General features: G+C 42.0%; 16 protein-coding genes and 1 other annotated feature. Of the genes, 2 read left to right on the top strand and 14 right to left on the bottom strand.

What is annotated here, in order from left to right; genetic code table 11:
- Positions 1–1,314, bottom strand: coding sequence for a DEAD/DEAH box helicase (locus ACQKNS_RS13785; RefSeq protein ID WP_427643606.1), 1,314 nt, complete (start codon positions 1,312–1,314; stop codon positions 1–3).
- Between the two features lie 422 nt (positions 1,315–1,736).
- Between ACQKNS_RS13785 and vrrA the strand changes: the two genes are divergently transcribed.
- Both vrrA and ACQKNS_RS13775 read left to right on the top strand, forming a co-directional pair.
- On the top strand, positions 1,737–2,420 hold the full coding sequence (vrrA, locus tag ACQKNS_RS13780) for a VrrA/YqfQ family protein (protein WP_427643605.1): 684 nt from the start codon (positions 1,737–1,739) through the stop codon (positions 2,418–2,420).
- Between the two features lie 127 nt (positions 2,421–2,547).
- Positions 2,548–3,492, top strand: coding sequence for a 4-hydroxy-3-methylbut-2-enyl diphosphate reductase (locus ACQKNS_RS13775; protein ID WP_427643604.1), 945 nt, complete (start codon positions 2,548–2,550; stop codon positions 3,490–3,492).
- Between the two features lie 48 nt (positions 3,493–3,540).
- On the opposite strand, the gene ACQKNS_RS13770 is transcribed toward ACQKNS_RS13775, so the two are convergent.
- From ACQKNS_RS13770 to ACQKNS_RS13710, 13 genes are all read right to left on the bottom strand, one after another.
- Positions 3,541–4,659, bottom strand: coding sequence for a Nif3-like dinuclear metal center hexameric protein (locus ACQKNS_RS13770; protein WP_427643603.1), 1,119 nt, complete (start codon positions 4,657–4,659; stop codon positions 3,541–3,543).
- Positions 4,656–5,363, bottom strand: coding sequence for a tRNA (adenine(22)-N(1))-methyltransferase (locus tag ACQKNS_RS13765; protein ID WP_427643601.1), 708 nt, complete (start codon positions 5,361–5,363; stop codon positions 4,656–4,658). Before ACQKNS_RS13765 ends, ACQKNS_RS13770 begins: the two co-directional genes overlap by 4 nt.
- A gap of 192 nt (positions 5,364–5,555) precedes the next feature.
- Positions 5,556–5,924: a cytochrome c550 gene (gene cccA / locus ACQKNS_RS13760; RefSeq protein ID WP_260284719.1), complete on the bottom strand. Its 369-nt coding sequence runs from the start codon at positions 5,922–5,924 to the stop codon at positions 5,556–5,558.
- 223 nt (positions 5,925–6,147) lie between these two features.
- Positions 6,148–6,678: a hypothetical protein gene (locus tag ACQKNS_RS13755; RefSeq protein WP_427643599.1), complete on the bottom strand. Its 531-nt coding sequence runs from the start codon at positions 6,676–6,678 to the stop codon at positions 6,148–6,150.
- Between the two features lie 177 nt (positions 6,679–6,855).
- Entirely contained in the window at positions 6,856–7,989 is a 1,134-nt protein-coding gene (gene rpoD, locus ACQKNS_RS13750; RefSeq protein WP_285768943.1) for an RNA polymerase sigma factor RpoD, read from the bottom strand.
- A gap of 35 nt (positions 7,990–8,024) precedes the next feature.
- Entirely contained in the window at positions 8,025–9,833 is a 1,809-nt protein-coding gene (dnaG, locus tag ACQKNS_RS13745; protein ID WP_427643597.1) for a DNA primase, read from the bottom strand.
- 48 nt (positions 9,834–9,881) lie between these two features.
- The gene (locus ACQKNS_RS13740; protein ID WP_427644210.1) at positions 9,882–10,337 is read right to left on the bottom strand and encodes a YaiI/YqxD family protein; all 456 of its coding nucleotides are present in this window, start codon (positions 10,335–10,337) and stop codon (positions 9,882–9,884) included.
- 514 nt (positions 10,338–10,851) lie between these two features.
- Positions 10,852–11,673: a pyruvate, water dikinase regulatory protein gene (locus ACQKNS_RS13735; RefSeq protein ID WP_370662553.1), complete on the bottom strand. Its 822-nt coding sequence runs from the start codon at positions 11,671–11,673 to the stop codon at positions 10,852–10,854.
- A 16-nt stretch (positions 11,674–11,689) separates the two neighbouring features.
- Positions 11,690–12,319, bottom strand: a complete 630-nt coding sequence (locus ACQKNS_RS13730; protein ID WP_318682842.1) for a helix-turn-helix transcriptional regulator — start codon at positions 12,317–12,319, stop codon at positions 11,690–11,692.
- A 170-nt stretch (positions 12,320–12,489) separates the two neighbouring features.
- Positions 12,490–14,559, bottom strand: a complete 2,070-nt coding sequence (glyS, locus tag ACQKNS_RS13725) for a glycine--tRNA ligase subunit beta (protein ID WP_427643595.1) — start codon at positions 14,557–14,559, stop codon at positions 12,490–12,492.
- A complete protein-coding gene (gene glyQ / locus ACQKNS_RS13720) occupies positions 14,546–15,442 on the bottom strand; it encodes a glycine--tRNA ligase subunit alpha (RefSeq protein WP_034308488.1) in 897 nt (298 codons plus the stop codon). Before glyQ ends, glyS begins: the two co-directional genes overlap by 14 nt.
- 99 nt (positions 15,443–15,541) lie before the next feature.
- Positions 15,542–15,719, bottom strand: a binding site (T-box leader).
- Between the two features lie 58 nt (positions 15,720–15,777).
- Complete coding sequence (gene recO, locus ACQKNS_RS13715; protein ID WP_427643594.1) at positions 15,778–16,530, bottom strand: DNA repair protein RecO; 753 nt, start codon at positions 16,528–16,530, stop codon at positions 15,778–15,780.
- A gap of 33 nt (positions 16,531–16,563) precedes the next feature.
- Positions 16,564–16,707 (bottom strand): YqzL family protein, encoded by a 144-nt coding sequence (locus ACQKNS_RS13710; RefSeq protein ID WP_076365246.1) that lies wholly within the window; start codon positions 16,705–16,707, stop codon positions 16,564–16,566.
- Positions 16,708–16,710: the final 3 nt, after the last annotated feature.

Here is a 16,710-nt window from a genome sequence, read left to right as displayed (position 1 = left end):
CTATTTCTTTCTCTGTATACGACGTTCGCGTTTTTTAAAGTTTTCCACATCACGTTGAATTTTCTTCTTGTATCCTGGCTTAACTTTAGCTGGCTTCTTGACGTGCCTGCTCGCTTTAACATCAATATCAGATTTTTGTTTTTTACGGTTTTTCCGTTTATTACGTTCGTCGATATCAACCCAATCACCGTTTTGGATATCGGCATCACGGAACTGAATGCCCATCTTTTCAAGGCGGTTCAATGAATCCTCATCGGAAGTATCATAAATGGTAGTGGCAATGCCTGAATATCCTGCACGAGCCGTCCTACCCGTCCTATGGATATAAAAATCCAAATCCGAAGGCAATTCATAGTTAATGATATGACTTACACCTTCAATATCGATTCCACGGGAAGCCAGATCTGTCGCAACGATGAATTGATACTCCAAATCATTGATTTGCTTCATCATTTTTTTACGCTCACGAGGTGTTAAATCCCCATGAATTCGGCCGACATTCAATCCTTTTTCGCTCAAGGAATTAGCCACATGATCTGCCATTTTCTTTGTGTTCGTGAAAACAATCGCCAAATATGGATTATATCGAACGATGATATCATGAAGTAACTGCTCTTTGTTACGGTGGCGAAGCGGTATCAGAACATGTTCGATTTTCGAAGCTGTCGCCTGCTTGGGATTTACTTGAACATACTTTGGATTCTCCATATATTTATTCAAAAACGGCTTCAATTTTTCTGGGATGGTTGCCGAAAAGACAAGCATCTGAATTTTTTCAGCCATACGTGATGCAAATAAATCGACATCTTCAATGAACCCCATGTCCAGCATAAGGTCCGCTTCATCGACTACAAGCATTTTAGCTGTATACACCTGTAATGCCTGAGCTTCAACCAAGTCCTTGATCCGGCCCGGCGTACCAATTACTAATTGTGGCTGTGTCTTCAATTTATCTATCATTCGCTGTTTATCAGTGCCACCGATGAAACAACGGACTTGAATCTGCTCATCCTCAGGGAAATGGTCAGCAATTTTCAAAGCTTCTTTGTAGATTTGGTTCGCTAACTCACGGGTTGGTGCGGAAATAATAGCTTGAACCTCATTTTTACCGGCATCAAGCCTGTTCATGATCGGCAGCAAATAGGAATGTGTCTTTCCTGTACCTGTCTGCGACTGGCCAATTAAGCTACTTCCCTTTAAAAGCGACGGAAGCACACGCTCTTGAATTTCCGTCGGCTTATCGAACCCTAAAGTACGAACCGCATCTAGAATGTAGCTTTTCAAATTAAATCGTTCAAATTGATTTTGTTTCATCAAAAAACTCCTTTATCCTGTCAGTCATTAGACATGTCCTGTTATTATAATAAATTTTACACAAAAAGCGCAAGCGCCTGGGTTGCTCGTGAAGAAAATAGGGATTGGCCCATAAGGCGCTTTTTGCCTTGTGGAGGCAATCTTCTTTTTAACAACGAGCTAGGCGCTGAAGCTGGATTATACAAAAAGCGCATGCGCTGAGGTTAGTTCTCTTAAAATGGACTCTTGCAAACGAAAAGCCCCTGTCCTGGTCATAGCGTATCCCCCGCAGACATGGAGCTAAAAGACTACCGTTACCATCTTACCTTCTTTCCGGTTACTTCACAACTGCCCAGTCACTCTTTCCTCAAACCTTTTTTGCCGAGTTGCATAATTTATATAGAAGATTACACCGCATATAAAAAACTGAGGAGGTGAAACCTATGTTCCCAAATAGAAATCGTCAACCCGGACCCGGTTTTCAGCCACCCAATGGCCGAAGGATGCAGCAGCACCCTGCTCCATTCAGACAGCCACGGCAAATTCCCAATCCTTATCAGCAAATGCAACGGCCGATGGTCCAAAATAGACCCCAGATGCCACAAGGACCTCAAGGTTTCCGAGGCCCTTTCACCCAACCGCAGCGACAGGAAATGCCGCCAGTAAAGAAAGAAGGTTTATTGTCGAAAATACTCGGTAAGTCGAAACAAAAAGGAGCTTCTCCCAATTTGTTTGCGCCAGCCGCTTCCACAAGCAAAAGTTCTTCAAGAAGCAGCGGAGGCGGTATCTTAGAAACATTAAAAAACCCCGATTCGCTTAATAATATGCTTTCAAACACGCAAAAAGTGTTACAGGCGGCGGAGCAATTCACGCCTATGGTGGAACAATACGGGCCAGTGATTAAAAATCTTCCTTCCATGTGGAAAGTTTTCAGGAGCATATCATCAGCCGGTGAGACCGAGGATCAGGGAGATTCCGTTGAAAGCGGGCCAAAGGTTGAGGCACAAAAAAACAGTGAGGTAGGAACGGATTCGAAGAAAAAAGAAACTAAAGAAGCTAGCCCCATCGCCCAAGCTCGTACCGAAACGAAAAGGGAAAGAACTTCAGGTCCCAAGCTTTATATATAATCTCTACCAAAATATTTTCCAATAACTGATTTTATGTAAATATGATGTTTTGTAATATCATCTATGGTCTTATATAATAGAAAGGTATAAAAAGTGGGAGTTTCTTGCCTTGAAGGAGGACACATAGATGAAAGTAATTAAAATTTCCCCGCGCGGCTATTGTTATGGCGTTGTCGATGCCATGGTCATCGCCCGAAATGCGGCTTTAGATAAAACCTTGCCACGTCCCATTTACATTTTAGGAATGATCGTGCATAACAAACATGTGACGGATGCGTTCGAAGAGGAAGGCATCATCACGTTGGACGGAAGCAACCGCAACGATATCATCGAACAGGTGGACAGCGGAACCGTCATCTTTACTGCTCACGGCGTTTCACCTGAGATTAGGAAGATCGCTGAGAAAAAAGGTCTTGTTACGCTCGATGCAACATGTCCCGATGTTACCGCAACACATGACTTAATTCGGGAAAAACAAGCGGAAGGCTATCAAATCATTTATATTGGAAAAAAAGGCCATCCGGAACCAGAGGGTGCTGTCGGAGTTGCTCCTGATGTCGTTCACCTGGTTCAAAAGGATGAAGATGTGGAAGCCTTGACTTTGGATAGTGATAAGATCATCGTCACCAATCAAACAACGATGAGCCAATGGGATGTTTTGGATATCATGGATAAGGTCAAGGAAAAGTTCCCACATGCCGAAGTCCATAAGGAAATTTGTTTAGCGACACAAGTTCGCCAAGAAGCGGTTGCCGAGCAAGCTGGCGAAGCGGATGTTTTAATAGTTGTCGGAGATCCAAAGAGTAATAATTCAAACCGTCTTGCACAAGTATCCCAAGAGATTGCCGGCACGAGAGCTTATCGAATCGCTGACATTTCCGAGCTGAACCTTGAATGGCTAAAGGATGCAGAAACGGTTGCCGTCACTTCTGGGGCTTCTACACCAACTCCGATCACGAAGGAAGTCATCACTTTTCTAGAGCAATACGAAGCAAATGACGAATCGACTTGGAATACTGAAAAGAAAACGCCATTGCATAAGATTTTACCTAAGATTAAAGTGAAGAAATGATTGCACAAAAACAAAGGCAGCCACTAAGGGCTGCCTTTTTCTTATTATTTAAATGAAGCGGAAAGGGTCTGTATTCAGCTGGGATGGAATGAATTCCACATCGTAGTTCTTTTCGCGGCACATTTTTTCAAGGATTCGTGCTACACCTTTTTTCATCACCTTTTCAACATTGTGGCCCGGATCCACGATATTCAATCCAATCATCATTGCGTCATGGGCTGTATGGTAATACATATCACCCGTAACGTAAACATCAGCTCCCTTGAATTTCGCTGTGGTAAAGTATTTATTGCCGTCTCCGCCCAAAACAGCCACTTTTTTTATCGGACTTTGCAAATCACCAACGACACGCACCTTTTCAACATCGAGAGCCTGCTTCACATGTTCCGAAAATTGTTCAAGTGTCATTTCTTCAGCAAGTACGCCAATCTTTCCTAAGCCAAGAGACTCACCTTTGTTATCCAGTTTATATATATCATAAGCAACTTCTTCATATGGGTGGGCTTTAATCATCGCAGCTAACACTTTCTTCTCGATATTTTCCGGAAATATCGTTTCAATCCGCATTTCAGCTACTTCTTCAAGCTTTCCTTCAGAGCCAATTACCGGTTCACTGCCTTCACCTGGCAAGAAGCGTCCGGTACCTTCCCCCGAAAACGAACAATTGCTGTAGTTCCCGATCGCTCCGGCCCCAGCCTTCCCTAGGGCTTCCCTCACCTTTTGTTCGTCGGTCTTTGGAACATATACGACCAATTTTTTTAAAGCTGTCTCGTAAGTTGGAATCAATACTTCTGTGTCCTGCAATTGTAGCGCTTCGGCAAGTAAATCATTCACTCCGCCCTTGGCAACATCCAAATTGGTATGTGCAGCATAAACAGCGATATCATGTTTGATCAGCTTTTCGATGATGCGGCCTCCAGCTGCGTTTGTATCGATCCTTTTCAATGGCCGGTAAATAAGCGGATGGTGGGCGATGATCAATTCCACGCCATGTTCTATCGCCTCGTCAACAACCTCTTCCAGCACATCAAGGGCAATCAGCACTTTAGTAACCGGCTTATTGAGCTGCCCGACATGCAGCCCGATTGGATCCCCCTCCATTGCATAATGCTTTGGGGAAAATTGTTCAAACGTTTCAATGATTTCGTGCCCATTCACTTTCTTCACCCTTTAAGCACCTCCTCAATTCCTGAAATTTGAGATCTTAATTCATTGCGCTTCGTTTCCAGTCCGCTTCTTCCGCTTTCATCCAATTGCTCGATGATTCTTTCCAAATGTTTTTTCTCAAGCTGCCACTTTTTTATGAAAGTGTCACTGAATTGTTCGCTTAAGTATGGACCGAAAGTGAGGCCGGCTTGCTTGTTTACCCCATAAGGGCGGAGCGGGTCCCCTTTTTTGGCAATTAAGATCTCATAGATTTTCCCATCCTCTTCAAGGATTTCCTCTCCACTAAGTTCCCAGCCGTTTTCGATTAGCCAGCTGCGAACATTCGCTGCACCGACATTAGGCTGAAGGATAAGCCTTTCTGCCTTGCCGAGTTTCCCTTTTCCGCTTTCCAATATACTTGATATTAACGTCCCACCCATGCCTGCAATCGTAATGCACGTCGCTTCATCGGGATTCAATACTTCAAGCCCGTCTCCTTTACGGACCTCTATCTTGTCCCCAAGCCCCGTCATTGCCACTTGCTTGCGTGCTGACTGATAGGGACCTTCTACAACCTCACCTGCTATGGCGCTGTCACACAAGCCGTTAGTCACCGCATAGCACGGCAAGTAAGCATGGTCTGAACCTATATCTGCAAGGATGCTACCTTTTGGTATATGTATGGCAACACGTTCTAATCTCATTGATAGTTTTTCATGATTCATATTCATCAACTCTCTTAATTCAAATAATGTCTTACTATAATTCGTTTCCCATTCGATTATACCAAGTTCAATCGAAAAATTACAGAAAGGAGAAATGGGGCCCTTTCTTCCATTCTGGAGCTCCTTTTCCGAAAATGAAAAACTGACCCAAAAAGATCGCTTTCCAACGATTTCTCGAGTCAGTTTCATGACTTATTTCAGTCCATGAATATATTCGGCCATGGCGTCAATGTTCTGTTCTTCGACTAAACCTGGTGGCATTGCACCTCGTCCATTAGTGATCACTTCTTTAACCTCGTCCACCGACAGACGATCGCCAACTCCTTTTAGAGCAGGCCCGACACCGCCTTGATACGCGTCACCATGACAGGAGATACAGTTTTGCTTATAAATGTCCTCAGGTGATGCTGAGGCATTTTCTGTTTCTTCTGTCTTTTCGCCGCCCTCTTTCTCCTTAGCAAGATCTTTGGCATCACCCAAACCTTTAAACGAAAGTAAAAACATAAGTCCAATACCAAAAACCATGATAATAATAAAAGGCATTACTGGATTGCGATTCATAGTATTTCCTCCCCTATGTAGAACCTAAACTTACCATAATTAATATTATATACAAACAGCTATATATTATTTTACTTGAAAAGAGTTTCAAGTAAAAGCCCAAAAATAGAAGATATTATATAATTTCTTAAAATTGTCAAAAACTTATGTATTTTTCCAAACAATTTTACTTTTCCTTACATATGTTTCATCATACCCTAAAACCATGATTTAAAACCGCTGGTTATATGAATAAAAAGTAAAGAGTGACCAGTGCTCCCAGGCCTCCCGCTATGGAAAAATGAAGAAGTTTCAGTTTATTGCCCATTAGTATCCAGAGTCCGCAATTTATGAACAAGAAAATATAAAGGAAACCCATTTTGCCGGGTGCGATGAATTCCGCAAAACCGATAGATAATAAAAGCAATGAGAGCGCCATTCCAATCAACGACATTTGAAATATGATTTTCCTGCCGTTAAAGCGGCGGACCGCTAACCAAAAGACAAGTATTGAAATTGTTGTCATAAGCATTTGCATTCTTATGGGTATTTCAGTAAAATAATTCAAAAATACAATAAATGCAAAAAGGACCCCAATCATCGCCACTGAAAAGATGTCGTTTTTTTTGCTCCAAGTTTTATTCGATTTAGATGGCGGCAATTCGCCTTGACAGTATAATGCAAGCAGGTAATTACAATATTGCTCCGGAAGCATACGACTTTCCTTCCAGGAGTTTATTTCTTGAATGATGATTTTCTTTCTCATCTCATCCATGAATCTCACATCCTCATGATGATCATTTCTTTTTAACGGCTTAGCTTTTTAGTTATGTAAAATCGATTTCCATTACACGGAAATAAACAGATAAGTACTGTTCTTTCAGAATTGAAAAAAAGAGCCGCTCCCGAACGCTGGGCATTCAAAGAGGGCTCTGTTAAGGGCATTTATATTCTATTCAAGGAAATCTTTCAAGCGTTTGCTGCGGCTTGGATGTCTCAGTTTACGCAGCGCCTTCGCTTCGATTTGACGGATACGCTCGCGGGTGACCCCAAACACTTTACCTACCTCTTCTAGAGTGCGGGTGCGGCCATCATCAAGTCCAAAGCGGAGTCTCAAGACGTTCTCTTCACGGTCAGTAAGAGTATCCAATACGTCTTCAAGCTGTTCTTTCAAAAGTTCATATGCTGCATGTTCCGATGGGGATGTCGCATCCTGATCTTCAATGAAATCACCTAAATGTGAATCGTCTTCTTCACCTATTGGCGTTTCCAATGAAACAGGCTCCTGAGCGATTTTCAAGATTTCACGAACTTTTTCAGGAGTTAAGTCCATATCCTCCGCAATTTCTTCCGGAGAAGGTTCACGCCCTAAGTCCTGTAGAAGCTGTCTTTGGACACGGATCAATTTATTGATGGTTTCCACCATATGCACCGGTATCCGGATCGTTCTTGCTTGGTCGGCGATGGCACGGGTTATCGCTTGGCGAATCCACCATGTTGCATACGTACTGAATTTGAATCCCTTGCGGTAATCAAATTTTTCCACTGCTTTGATAAGTCCCATATTACCTTCCTGAATTAAATCAAGGAAAAGCATTCCGCGTCCGACATAACGCTTGGCGATACTGACCACAAGACGAAGGTTAGCCTCTGCCAAACGGCGTTTCGCTTCTTCATCTCCATCTTCAATTCGCGTCGCCAGAGATATTTCCTCTTCTGCCGATAAAAGGTCGACCCGACCAATTTCCTTTAAATACATGCGTACTGGGTCATTAATTTTAACGCCAGGAGGAACACTTAAATCATTTAAGTCAAACTCTTCTTCTTTTGCAAGTTTCTTCTCATCTGGATCATCTTCATCATCGTCTTCCTCACCATCAGTGAGTATTTCGACGCCGTTTTCTGCTAACACCTCATAGAACTCATCCATTTGATCGGAATCCAACTCAAAACCGCCAATCATTTCAGCAATTTTTTCTAAAGTCAAAGAGCCCCGTTTTTTACCTAGCTCTAGTAATTTTTCTTTCACCTGTTCAAGGCTAAATTCATTATCAACTTGTTTGGAACGTGCTGGTTTTTCAGCCATTAGTTCCCCTCCTTCCAGGACTTACACCTAAACGACTACAACATTTTACGCAACTTAATGATTTCCATGGCAATTTGTGCAGCAGTGACATAATCACTTCGTCTAACTGCATCTTTTTCTTCAACTTGTTTTTCTTTTATCTTTAACAACTTTTCATATTTCAACACTTGATTTATACAATCGGTCAGTTCTTTATCGGTAACTTCCTCATTCACTGACATCATTTCTATTTCCGAAACGATCCTTCTCAAGTTTGGATCCGGTAAGTACGTAAGGAAAAAGCTTGTATCCGGTTCGTGTCCATCTTCATAGAACGCATATAAATAGGTGATGATTGCCTGATGTTCATCTACATGAAAGACCGTTTGCCCAAGCAACTGCTGAATTTTGAAAGTCATATCCCTGCTTTTTAGCATATGGGCGATCAACTTCGTTTCTGCATTATGGTGAGCAGGCTTTAACTTATGCTCATATTGCAGGGCCATTTTCTTTGGAGCTGCTGGCTGCGGCAGTGTCCCCTTCTTGCGTTCCGCAAAGAACACCTGACGCTGCTGCTGTTCCAGCGCATCCAATGAAAGGGAAAATTCAGAGGATAGCTGCCGGAGATAATGATCCCTCTCCACTGCATTGGGCAATCGCGAAATTTCTTTAAGGACTTCTTCGATATATTGAATTCGATCTCCTTCATTATTTACATTTTTCCCTCGACGCAAATAATGCATTTTAAATGCCATGTAGGTTAAACTGGCCCCTATTACTTCAGAAACAAAGCTTTTTTCACCGAATTCCTTTATGTAGTCATCGGGGTCCAAATTATCAGGCATGAGAGCGACTTTCACGGAAAACTCATGGTCCTGTAACATATTAACTGCACGATTGGCAGCGTTCAATCCCGCAGAGTCCGAATCGTAGCAAATAAGTATCTGGTCAGTATTTCTTTTTAAAAGCTGGATGTGCTGGTCCGTCAGGGCAGTGCCCATTGTAGCGACCGCATTCTCCACACCTGCGCCAACTGCTGAAATGCAATCGGCAAAGCCTTCAAAAATGACTGCTTGTTCTTTCTTTCGTATGTGTGGTCTTGCATGATGGAAATTATATAAAGTTTTACTTTTATTAAAGATTGGCGTTTCAGGACTATTCAAATATTTGGGCTCATCGTCCCCCATCGCTCTTCCTGAAAACGCAATCGTATTTCCTTGATGATCCATAATTGGAAACATGACTCTATTTCTGAAACGGTCAAAATATGACTCGTCTTTTTCCCTGTAAATAATAAGTCCTGCCTGCTCCATGTATTCCGCTGGAAACCCGCGTTTTAGAAGGAATTTGGATACGAAGTCCCATGAATCCAAAGAGTAGCCAATTTGGAACTTTTCTATCGTCTCTTCAGTAAACCCGCGTTTAAGTAAATACTCAAGAGCATCCTGCCCCTCTTTTGTATTAACGAGGAGATGATGATAAAACTTCCTCAGCAGGTCATGGGCTTCAATCATTTGCTGGGAGCCTGCCGGCATGTTAGATCGCTTGGAATCCTTATTGATTTCAACATCCAAAGGAACATTCCCTTTTTCAGCTAAAACTTTTGCAGATTCCACAAAGCTGTAGCCTTCTATATCCATCAAGAAGGTAAAAATATTTCCGCCTGCCCCGCAACCAAAACAGTGAAAGATTTGTTTTTCCGTAGAAACGGAAAACGAGGGCGAGTTTTCACCATGAAAAGGACATAGGCCAAAGTAATTGCGTCCCTGCTTCTTCAGCTGGACATACTCCCCAATTAAATCAACAATGTCAACAGCTTCACGAATTTGATTAATTTTCTCATCTTCTATACGGCCATTTATCATTTTTCCACCTTGCAATATTGGTGATAGTTTCTAATTCGATACGGTTTCCTAATTCCCTGCAAAGTTCGACAATGTTTTCATAAGTTTATTTGTAAAACATGCACGATCTTCCTTTGTGAATGCTTTCGGCCCTTTCGAATGCTTACCCTGCCTGCGGAGTTTCGCCGATTGATAACGCATATCCAAGAGCATGAAAATATTCTCGTCCGTGTATTCTTTTCCCCTTGGCGAAAGGACATAAACGTTTTTAGGAAGCAGGGTCCCAGCCAAACCAATATCTGCAGTAACGACAATATCACCCTTTTTTACTGAGTTTACTATATAAAGATCTGCCGCTTCTTTGTCTGCATCGACATAAACCCATTTACCTTCAGGGTTATTCATCATATTTTTATATGATGCAACAAAACAGACTTCAATATCGTGCAAACTTGCACAATGAAGAATTTCGTCTTTCACCGGGCATGCATCGGCATCGACGTGTATCGTAGGTTTATTATTCATACCTTCTAATTCTACATCTTTCTGCATAATCCTTTTTCTCCCCTAAACTTTATGAAGATATGGTGAATTTTCAGCATTGATTCTAAGGGTTCCCTCTAAAAAGAGCACACTTTATTCTTCAAAGAATACCTTCTTATTTAAGTGAAAGCACCTCTTTTGCCTTGAAAAAGACCAGCACTTCCTGAACTATACGGAACATGTCGAATTATTTTTATGATAAAAACCTTGACATCTCATTAACCTTTAGTTTATTCCTTATTAATTAAGTCTAAACCTTAAGATTACTTTTTTCTCACAATTTTTTATTATAGTCTATTTGATTAGAAGATGCCAACATTTAAATTCAGATTGTTTTTTCATGCTAATCAACGGATTTGCACTTGGAAACCAAGAATAATTTTATGTAATTATTTTGAACTTATACTTGTTATTCCCTTTTTTGACCTTGGCATTAAAATGTGAGCTGACACATAGTGTGTCTAGCTCACATTTTGAATTGCCTTAATTATAAGGATCAACGGTTTTTGTTTTGAAGGATATTGATTATCAAGTTGGCTGTTTCTTCAACAGCCTTATTGGTTACATCAATGATAGGACAGTTCAACCTTGATATGATTGTATCAAAGTATGTCAATTCTTCTTTTATGCGCTCCACATTTGCGTAAATGGCATGATCATTGAGCCCAAGTGACTTTAATCGTTCTTTACGGATATGGTTCAGCTTTTCCGGACTGATCTTTAAACCAATGCATTTTTCGGGAGGTACCAGGAACAGCTCTTCTGGAGGTTCCACTTCAGGCACTAAAGGTACGTTCGCCACTTTATAGCGTTTGTGGGCTAAATACTGTGATAATGGTGTTTTGGAAGTGCGCGAAACACCCACAAGGACGATGTCTGCACGTAAAATGCCCCGAGGGTCACGTCCATCATCATACTTTACTGCAAATTCAATGGCTTCCACACGCTTGAAATAATCATCATCCAGCTTTCTCACCAGACCAGGTTCATTAAGCGGCCCTTTTGGCGCCCTTTCCTGAAGGATGTCCATGAGCGGCCCTAAAATGTCATAAGCAGACAGGTTTTCTTTCTCTACCTGTGCTTTCATATACGCTCTAATGGCTGGCTTGACAAGAGTATAAGCAATGATTGCCCCATCCAACTTAGCCAGTGATATCACTTCATCCACGTTTTGTTCATCTTCAATATACGGAATTCTCTTTATGGAAAAAGCAGATCCCGAGAACTGGCTTGCAGCGGCTTTTGTTACCAATTCCGCTGTTTCCCCTACTGAATCCGATACAACATATATAATAGAACCGTTCATATTCTCCGTCATTCCTTTTGCAAGCCCCCTAATAGCCTTCATCAGCCAAAGCTACGAATGCTTTCGTAATATTGGTTTTTGTAATCCTTCCAATTACTTCATAGCCTTTTTCCGTGTCTTTGACGACCGGTAATGAGTCGATTTGTTTATCAATCAATTTTTTGGCCACATCAATCAAAAGGTCTTCTTTTGAACACATTGTAATATTGGGCATCCTAGTCATGATGATATTGACCGGAATGGAGTTAAGCTCTTGTTTCCCAATACTCGCACGCAGCAAGTCTTTCCTTGATAAGACACCAACAAGCAATGCATGCTTATCGACGACGAACATTGTTCCGACATCTTCTAAAAACATCATGACTATTGCATCATATACGGAAATGCCCTCGTCAACAACGACAGGTATTGATTGGTAGTCTCGTACATAAAGATGGTTGAGGCTATCTGTCAAAAGCTGTGTCCCTGACCTGCCTGTATAGAAATATCCCACCCTTGGCCTGGCATCAAGAAAACCTGCCATCGTTAAAATGGCTAAATCTGGACGAAGTGTCGCCCTGGTAAGGTTCAATCTATCCGCAATATGTTCTCCAGTAATCGGTCCGTTTTCTTTTACGATTTGTAAAATTTGTTCCTGACGCTTATTCAATTGGATCATAATCACCACCCCACTGCTTTCGCAGAGTAAAGTAACAAAAGTTATTCATTTAATAATTATATACTAAATTATTTAATTAGGGCATTTTTGTCCCACTTATTGACCATTTATCTTTTGAAGAAATCGGAAGCCCTTATTTAAAGGGTTTCCGATTTCCACATTCCTTCCGATCATGTAAGGATAATCTTATTCATGGCCGCAAAACCTGCAACCAAATCACTGATTTCCTTCATTAAGGATAAACGGTTATTGCGGATTGCTTCATCCTCTGCCATGACCATCGTATTCTCGAAATATGGCTCTATTTCCGTTTGAAGCGAAACAAGCTGTTCAAAGCGCTCATTCTCATCTTTGGATTCCATATAACGCATTGCCACTTTTTGATATTTTACGTATAACGCATTTTCTTGATCATTTTCAAAGGCGCTAGGGTCGACAGTCACCTTATTGTCACATTTCACGGCAATGTTCATGACCCGACTTAAAGCTTCCAGGCTTTCTTTAAAGCCAGCTTCGTCTTTTTTCGCATTCAAGACATGTGCACGTTCCACGATAGAATGGATATAGCCGATTTCATTGTACAGAACTGCATCAATCAAATCGTAACGGATTTGCTGTTCTTGAAGCAGGTGTTTGACACGGGCTTTAAAGAATGTGAACATATCCGCTTTAACTTCATCAAGACCGCGTTTTAAGATGCCTTTTGATTCCAGTCCTTTAAGGCCTAAAACAATAAGCTCCTCTAAAGTAATATCCCATTTCTTCTCAGCAAGGATTTGGACGACCCCGCTCGCCTGCCTTCTTAATGCATAAGGATCCTGGGAACCTGTCGGTATGACACCAATGGCGAAGAATGAAGACAACGTATCAATTTTTTCAGCTAAACTCACAACCGCACCAATGACTGAAGGCGGTACAATGTCATCCGCATGTCTTGGCATATAATGTTCATTGATCGCCGCGGCCACTTCTTTGGCTTCCCCTTTTAAGAGAGCATATTTTTCACCCATATACCCTTGCAATTCAGGGAATTCATAAACCATATGACTCACCAAATCGAACTTGGCAATTGCCGCTGTACGAAGCGCCATTTCTTTTTCCGCCTTTAAATTCAAAGCATCCGCAAGGGCACCGGTCACGGCAGTTACCCGGGCCGTTTTCTCGGCTAATGTACCAATTTCTTCATGATAAACGATGCTATCAAGCTTTTTCAAAGCATCCGAAATCTCTTTTTTCTGATCTTCTTCATAGAAGAATGCTGCATCCGATAAGCGGGCACGCAATACTTTTTCATTACCTTTAGATACCTTATCCAAATGGCGGTCATCGCCGTTACGCACGGTTACAAAGTAAGCGAGCAGTTTCCCGTCCTTATCTTTAACAGGGAAATAACGTTGGTGTTCCTTCATTGATGTGATGAGTACCTCAGCAGGAAGCTCCAGGAATTCTTCTTCAAAATGTCCAAATAACACCGTTGGATACTCTACCAAATTATTGACTTCCTCAAGCAGATCTTCATCGACCGGGATGATCCAGCCTTTCTCCTGCTCAAGCTCTTTAATCTGATCCAATATAAGTTGTCGGCGTTTATCTGGGTCCGCCATTACAAATTGTTCTTTTAACGTATCTTCGTACCGTTCCGGCTGCTCGATGATTGCGCTATGGCCCAAGAAACGGTGTCCTTTTGTTTCGCGGCCCGTTTCAACGTCAGCAATGCTAAATGGAACTATTTCATTGCCGAATAAGGCAATCAGCCATTTAATCGGACGGACGAAACGGAGCTCCTGGTTGGCCCAGCGCATATTTTTCGGGAACGTCATGCCGCTGATGATTTCCTGCAGCTCAGATAAAAGCTGGGCAGTCTGCTGTCCTTTAATGAATTTATTCACATGGGCATATTCCACACCCTTGAGTTCTTTAAAATAAATGTCCTCTGAAGTCATGCCTTGACCCCTGACGAATCCCAATGCGGCTTTAGACCAGTTGCCTTCACTGTCCAAAGCGATTTTCTTAGCCGGACCTTTTGCTTCTTCTTCGATATCCTTTTGCGATTCTTCCACATCTTTCACCAATACGGCTAAACGTCTTGGTGTGGAAAAGGCTTCAACCGTTCCGAATTCAATCGCTTTTTCCGTTAGCCATTGCTGCACTTTATCTGACAGCTGTTTCATTGATGCTGTCACAAAACGGGCAGGCAGCTCTTCCAATCCAATTTCCAATAACAAATCACGCTTGCTCATTTGTATTCTCCCCTTTCACTTTCAGGATCGGGAAGCCTAATTTTTCCCGCTCTTCATAGAAGGTTTTGGCAACCTTACGCGCTAAGTTACGGCACCGGGCTATATAACCCGTTCTTTCCGTCACCGAGATGGCACCTTTGGCATCCAAAAGGTTAAATGTATGTGAACATTTCAAAACATAGTCATACGCAGGATGTACAAGTCCTTCTTCCATTTGGCGATGCGCTTCCTTTTCATACATCGTGAAAAGCTGGAACAGCATATCAAGGTCGGAGGTTTCGAACGTATATTTCGAATGTTCGTATTCCGGCTGACCAAATATATCCCGAACTGTGAATCCATCTGTCCATTCTAGGTCAAATACGTTTTCCTTATCTTGAATGTAAGAGGCTAGACGTTCGATCCCGTATGTAATTTCCACGGAAACCGGCTTACACTCAAGGCCGCCCACTTGTTGGAAATATGTAAATTGAGTGATTTCCATTCCATCAAGCCATACTTCCCAACCTAGACCAGCACATCCTAGTGATGGATTTTCCCAGTTATCCTCCACAAAGCGAATATCATGCTCAAGCGGATTGATCCCTAATGCGCGCAATGAATCCAAATATAACTCTTGGATATTGTCAGGCGACGGCTTCATGATCACTTGGAACTGGTGATGCTGGTACAGTCGATTAGGGTTCTCGCCATAACGGCCGTCAGCTGGACGGCGGGAAGGCTCAACATAAGCAACGCTCCATGGCTCCGGTCCAATGGCTCTCAGGAACGTGTACGGGCTCATCGTTCCTGCCCCTTTCTCTACATCATAAGCATTCATCAATATGCAGCCTTGTTCAGACCAATGCTTTTGTAACGTTAAAATCATATTTTGAATATTCATTGTGCACCTCCAGGTTATTTAAAACGGCTCTTATTAAAATTAAGGATCGGAACCCATTACATCTTGGCAAACAAAAAACTCCCGTCCCTATGCGAAATGCATAGGGACGAGAGTTTACCCGCGGTTCCACCCTAATTGCCGTTTATAAAACGGCCTCTTTTCAAAAGCTACATGCTCCGGAAACGCCCTTCCCTGTAAATCCATATCCCGGCTTCCACCGTCCCGGGTTCGCTTTTTATGGAGAATGACAGATACTCTTTTCCATCAACGCAATCTTCTTATTTTAATGATTAGAATTTTATACAAACTAGCATGGAATGTCAATAGTTCAGATCCTAAAACATATCTTTCATCGTATCAATCTGTTTCAGGAACTTTTTTGATTTCAAATGCAGACCGGAATATTCCTCATAATATGCATCGATGATCTTCCGCAGTTCTTGTTTCGTTTCAGGCTTAACGGAAATGTTTCCGAGCCTTGATAAATCGAAATAATAAAAGATTCGAAGCAATTTAACGGCTGCAGGTGAAATTTTATAATGATAAGGGTCTTTCCCCAGACAGCGGTGACAGATAAAGCCCGCTTCCCGAAGCGAGAAGGAGAATTCCCCTTCCGTTTCACCACATACCGCACACTGATTCAGCACTGGGTTAATCCCATTGACGGGCAGCATCTTCATTTCAAAAATGAATGTCAAAACCTCAGCGTCATATTCCTCATTTATGTAATGCAAGGTTTGCGAAAGCAATTCATACAAATATGGATTCGGTTTCTTATCCTCGACGCTTTTATCAAGCAATTCAACAATATATGAAGCATAAGCAGTGGCAAAAAGATCCTCCCTTATGAAACGGAGCGAATCGACCATTTCGCCTTGCTGAAGACTACCGAGTCCGGTTGATGTAGTTACAAGAAAATACCCGGAGCAAAAAAGCTGTGTGACGGCAGAAAGCCTGCTGTTAGGTTTACTGGCTCCTCTAGCCATAACGCCAATTTTTCCTAGCTCACGGGTATATATAGTAATGATTTTGTTATTTTCTCCATATGCAGTTCGCCTTATGACAATGCCCTCACATTTTTGGAGCATACCAAGACACCACCCATGCTCGCCAAGACTAACCTATGAAACAGGAAAATCAATTTCTGCTAGCTCATCATTCAATACCAAGTGTCTTTCCTGTCTCTCGACTTCTATCTCCTTAAACAGCAAATAGGTGTCCACATTACCTGTTTCAGTAAATAACTCCCAGGTAAAATCCAACATATA

The organism is Peribacillus sp. NPDC094092, from assembly GCF_050279365.1.
Taxonomy (GTDB): domain Bacteria; phylum Bacillota; class Bacilli; order Bacillales; family DSM-1321; genus Peribacillus.
Note: the sequence above shows the minus strand (reverse complement) of the source record. Positions and strands in the feature narration are given on the sequence as shown.

What these genes read in the sequence shown, in the direction of transcription:
- ACQKNS_RS13785 (WP_427643606.1), bottom strand. Translation starts at nt 1,314, where the DNA reads ATGAAACAAAATCAATTTGAACGATTTAATTTGAAAAGCTACATTCTA.
- vrrA (WP_427643605.1), top strand. Translation starts at nt 1,737, where the DNA reads ATGTTCCCAAATAGAAATCGTCAACCCGGACCCGGTTTTCAGCCACCC.
- ACQKNS_RS13775 (WP_427643604.1), top strand. Translation starts at nt 2,548, where the DNA reads ATGAAAGTAATTAAAATTTCCCCGCGCGGCTATTGTTATGGCGTTGTC.
- ACQKNS_RS13765 (WP_427643601.1), bottom strand. Translation starts at nt 5,363, where the DNA reads ATGAATCATGAAAAACTATCAATGAGATTAGAACGTGTTGCCATACAT.
- cccA (WP_260284719.1), bottom strand. Translation starts at nt 5,924, where the DNA reads ATGAATCGCAATCCAGTAATGCCTTTTATTATTATCATGGTTTTTGGT.
- ACQKNS_RS13755 (WP_427643599.1), bottom strand. Translation starts at nt 6,678, where the DNA reads ATGGATGAGATGAGAAAGAAAATCATCATTCAAGAAATAAACTCCTGG.
- rpoD (WP_285768943.1), bottom strand. Translation starts at nt 7,989, where the DNA reads ATGGCTGAAAAACCAGCACGTTCCAAACAAGTTGATAATGAATTTAGC.
- dnaG (WP_427643597.1), bottom strand. Translation starts at nt 9,833, where the DNA reads ATGATAAATGGCCGTATAGAAGATGAGAAAATTAATCAAATTCGTGAA.
- ACQKNS_RS13740 (WP_427644210.1), bottom strand. Translation starts at nt 10,337, where the DNA reads ATGAATAATAAACCTACGATACACGTCGATGCCGATGCATGCCCGGTG.
- ACQKNS_RS13735 (WP_370662553.1), bottom strand. Translation starts at nt 11,673, where the DNA reads ATGACGGAGAATATGAACGGTTCTATTATATATGTTGTATCGGATTCA.
- ACQKNS_RS13730 (WP_318682842.1), bottom strand. Translation starts at nt 12,319, where the DNA reads ATGATCCAATTGAATAAGCGTCAGGAACAAATTTTACAAATCGTAAAA.
- glyS (WP_427643595.1), bottom strand. Translation starts at nt 14,559, where the DNA reads ATGAGCAAGCGTGATTTGTTATTGGAAATTGGATTGGAAGAGCTGCCT.
- glyQ (WP_034308488.1), bottom strand. Translation starts at nt 15,442, where the DNA reads ATGAATATTCAAAATATGATTTTAACGTTACAAAAGCATTGGTCTGAA.
- recO (WP_427643594.1), bottom strand. Translation starts at nt 16,530, where the DNA reads ATGCTCCAAAAATGTGAGGGCATTGTCATAAGGCGAACTGCATATGGA.
- ACQKNS_RS13710 (WP_076365246.1), bottom strand. Translation starts at nt 16,707, where the DNA reads ATGTTGGATTTTACCTGGGAGTTATTTACTGAAACAGGTAATGTGGAC.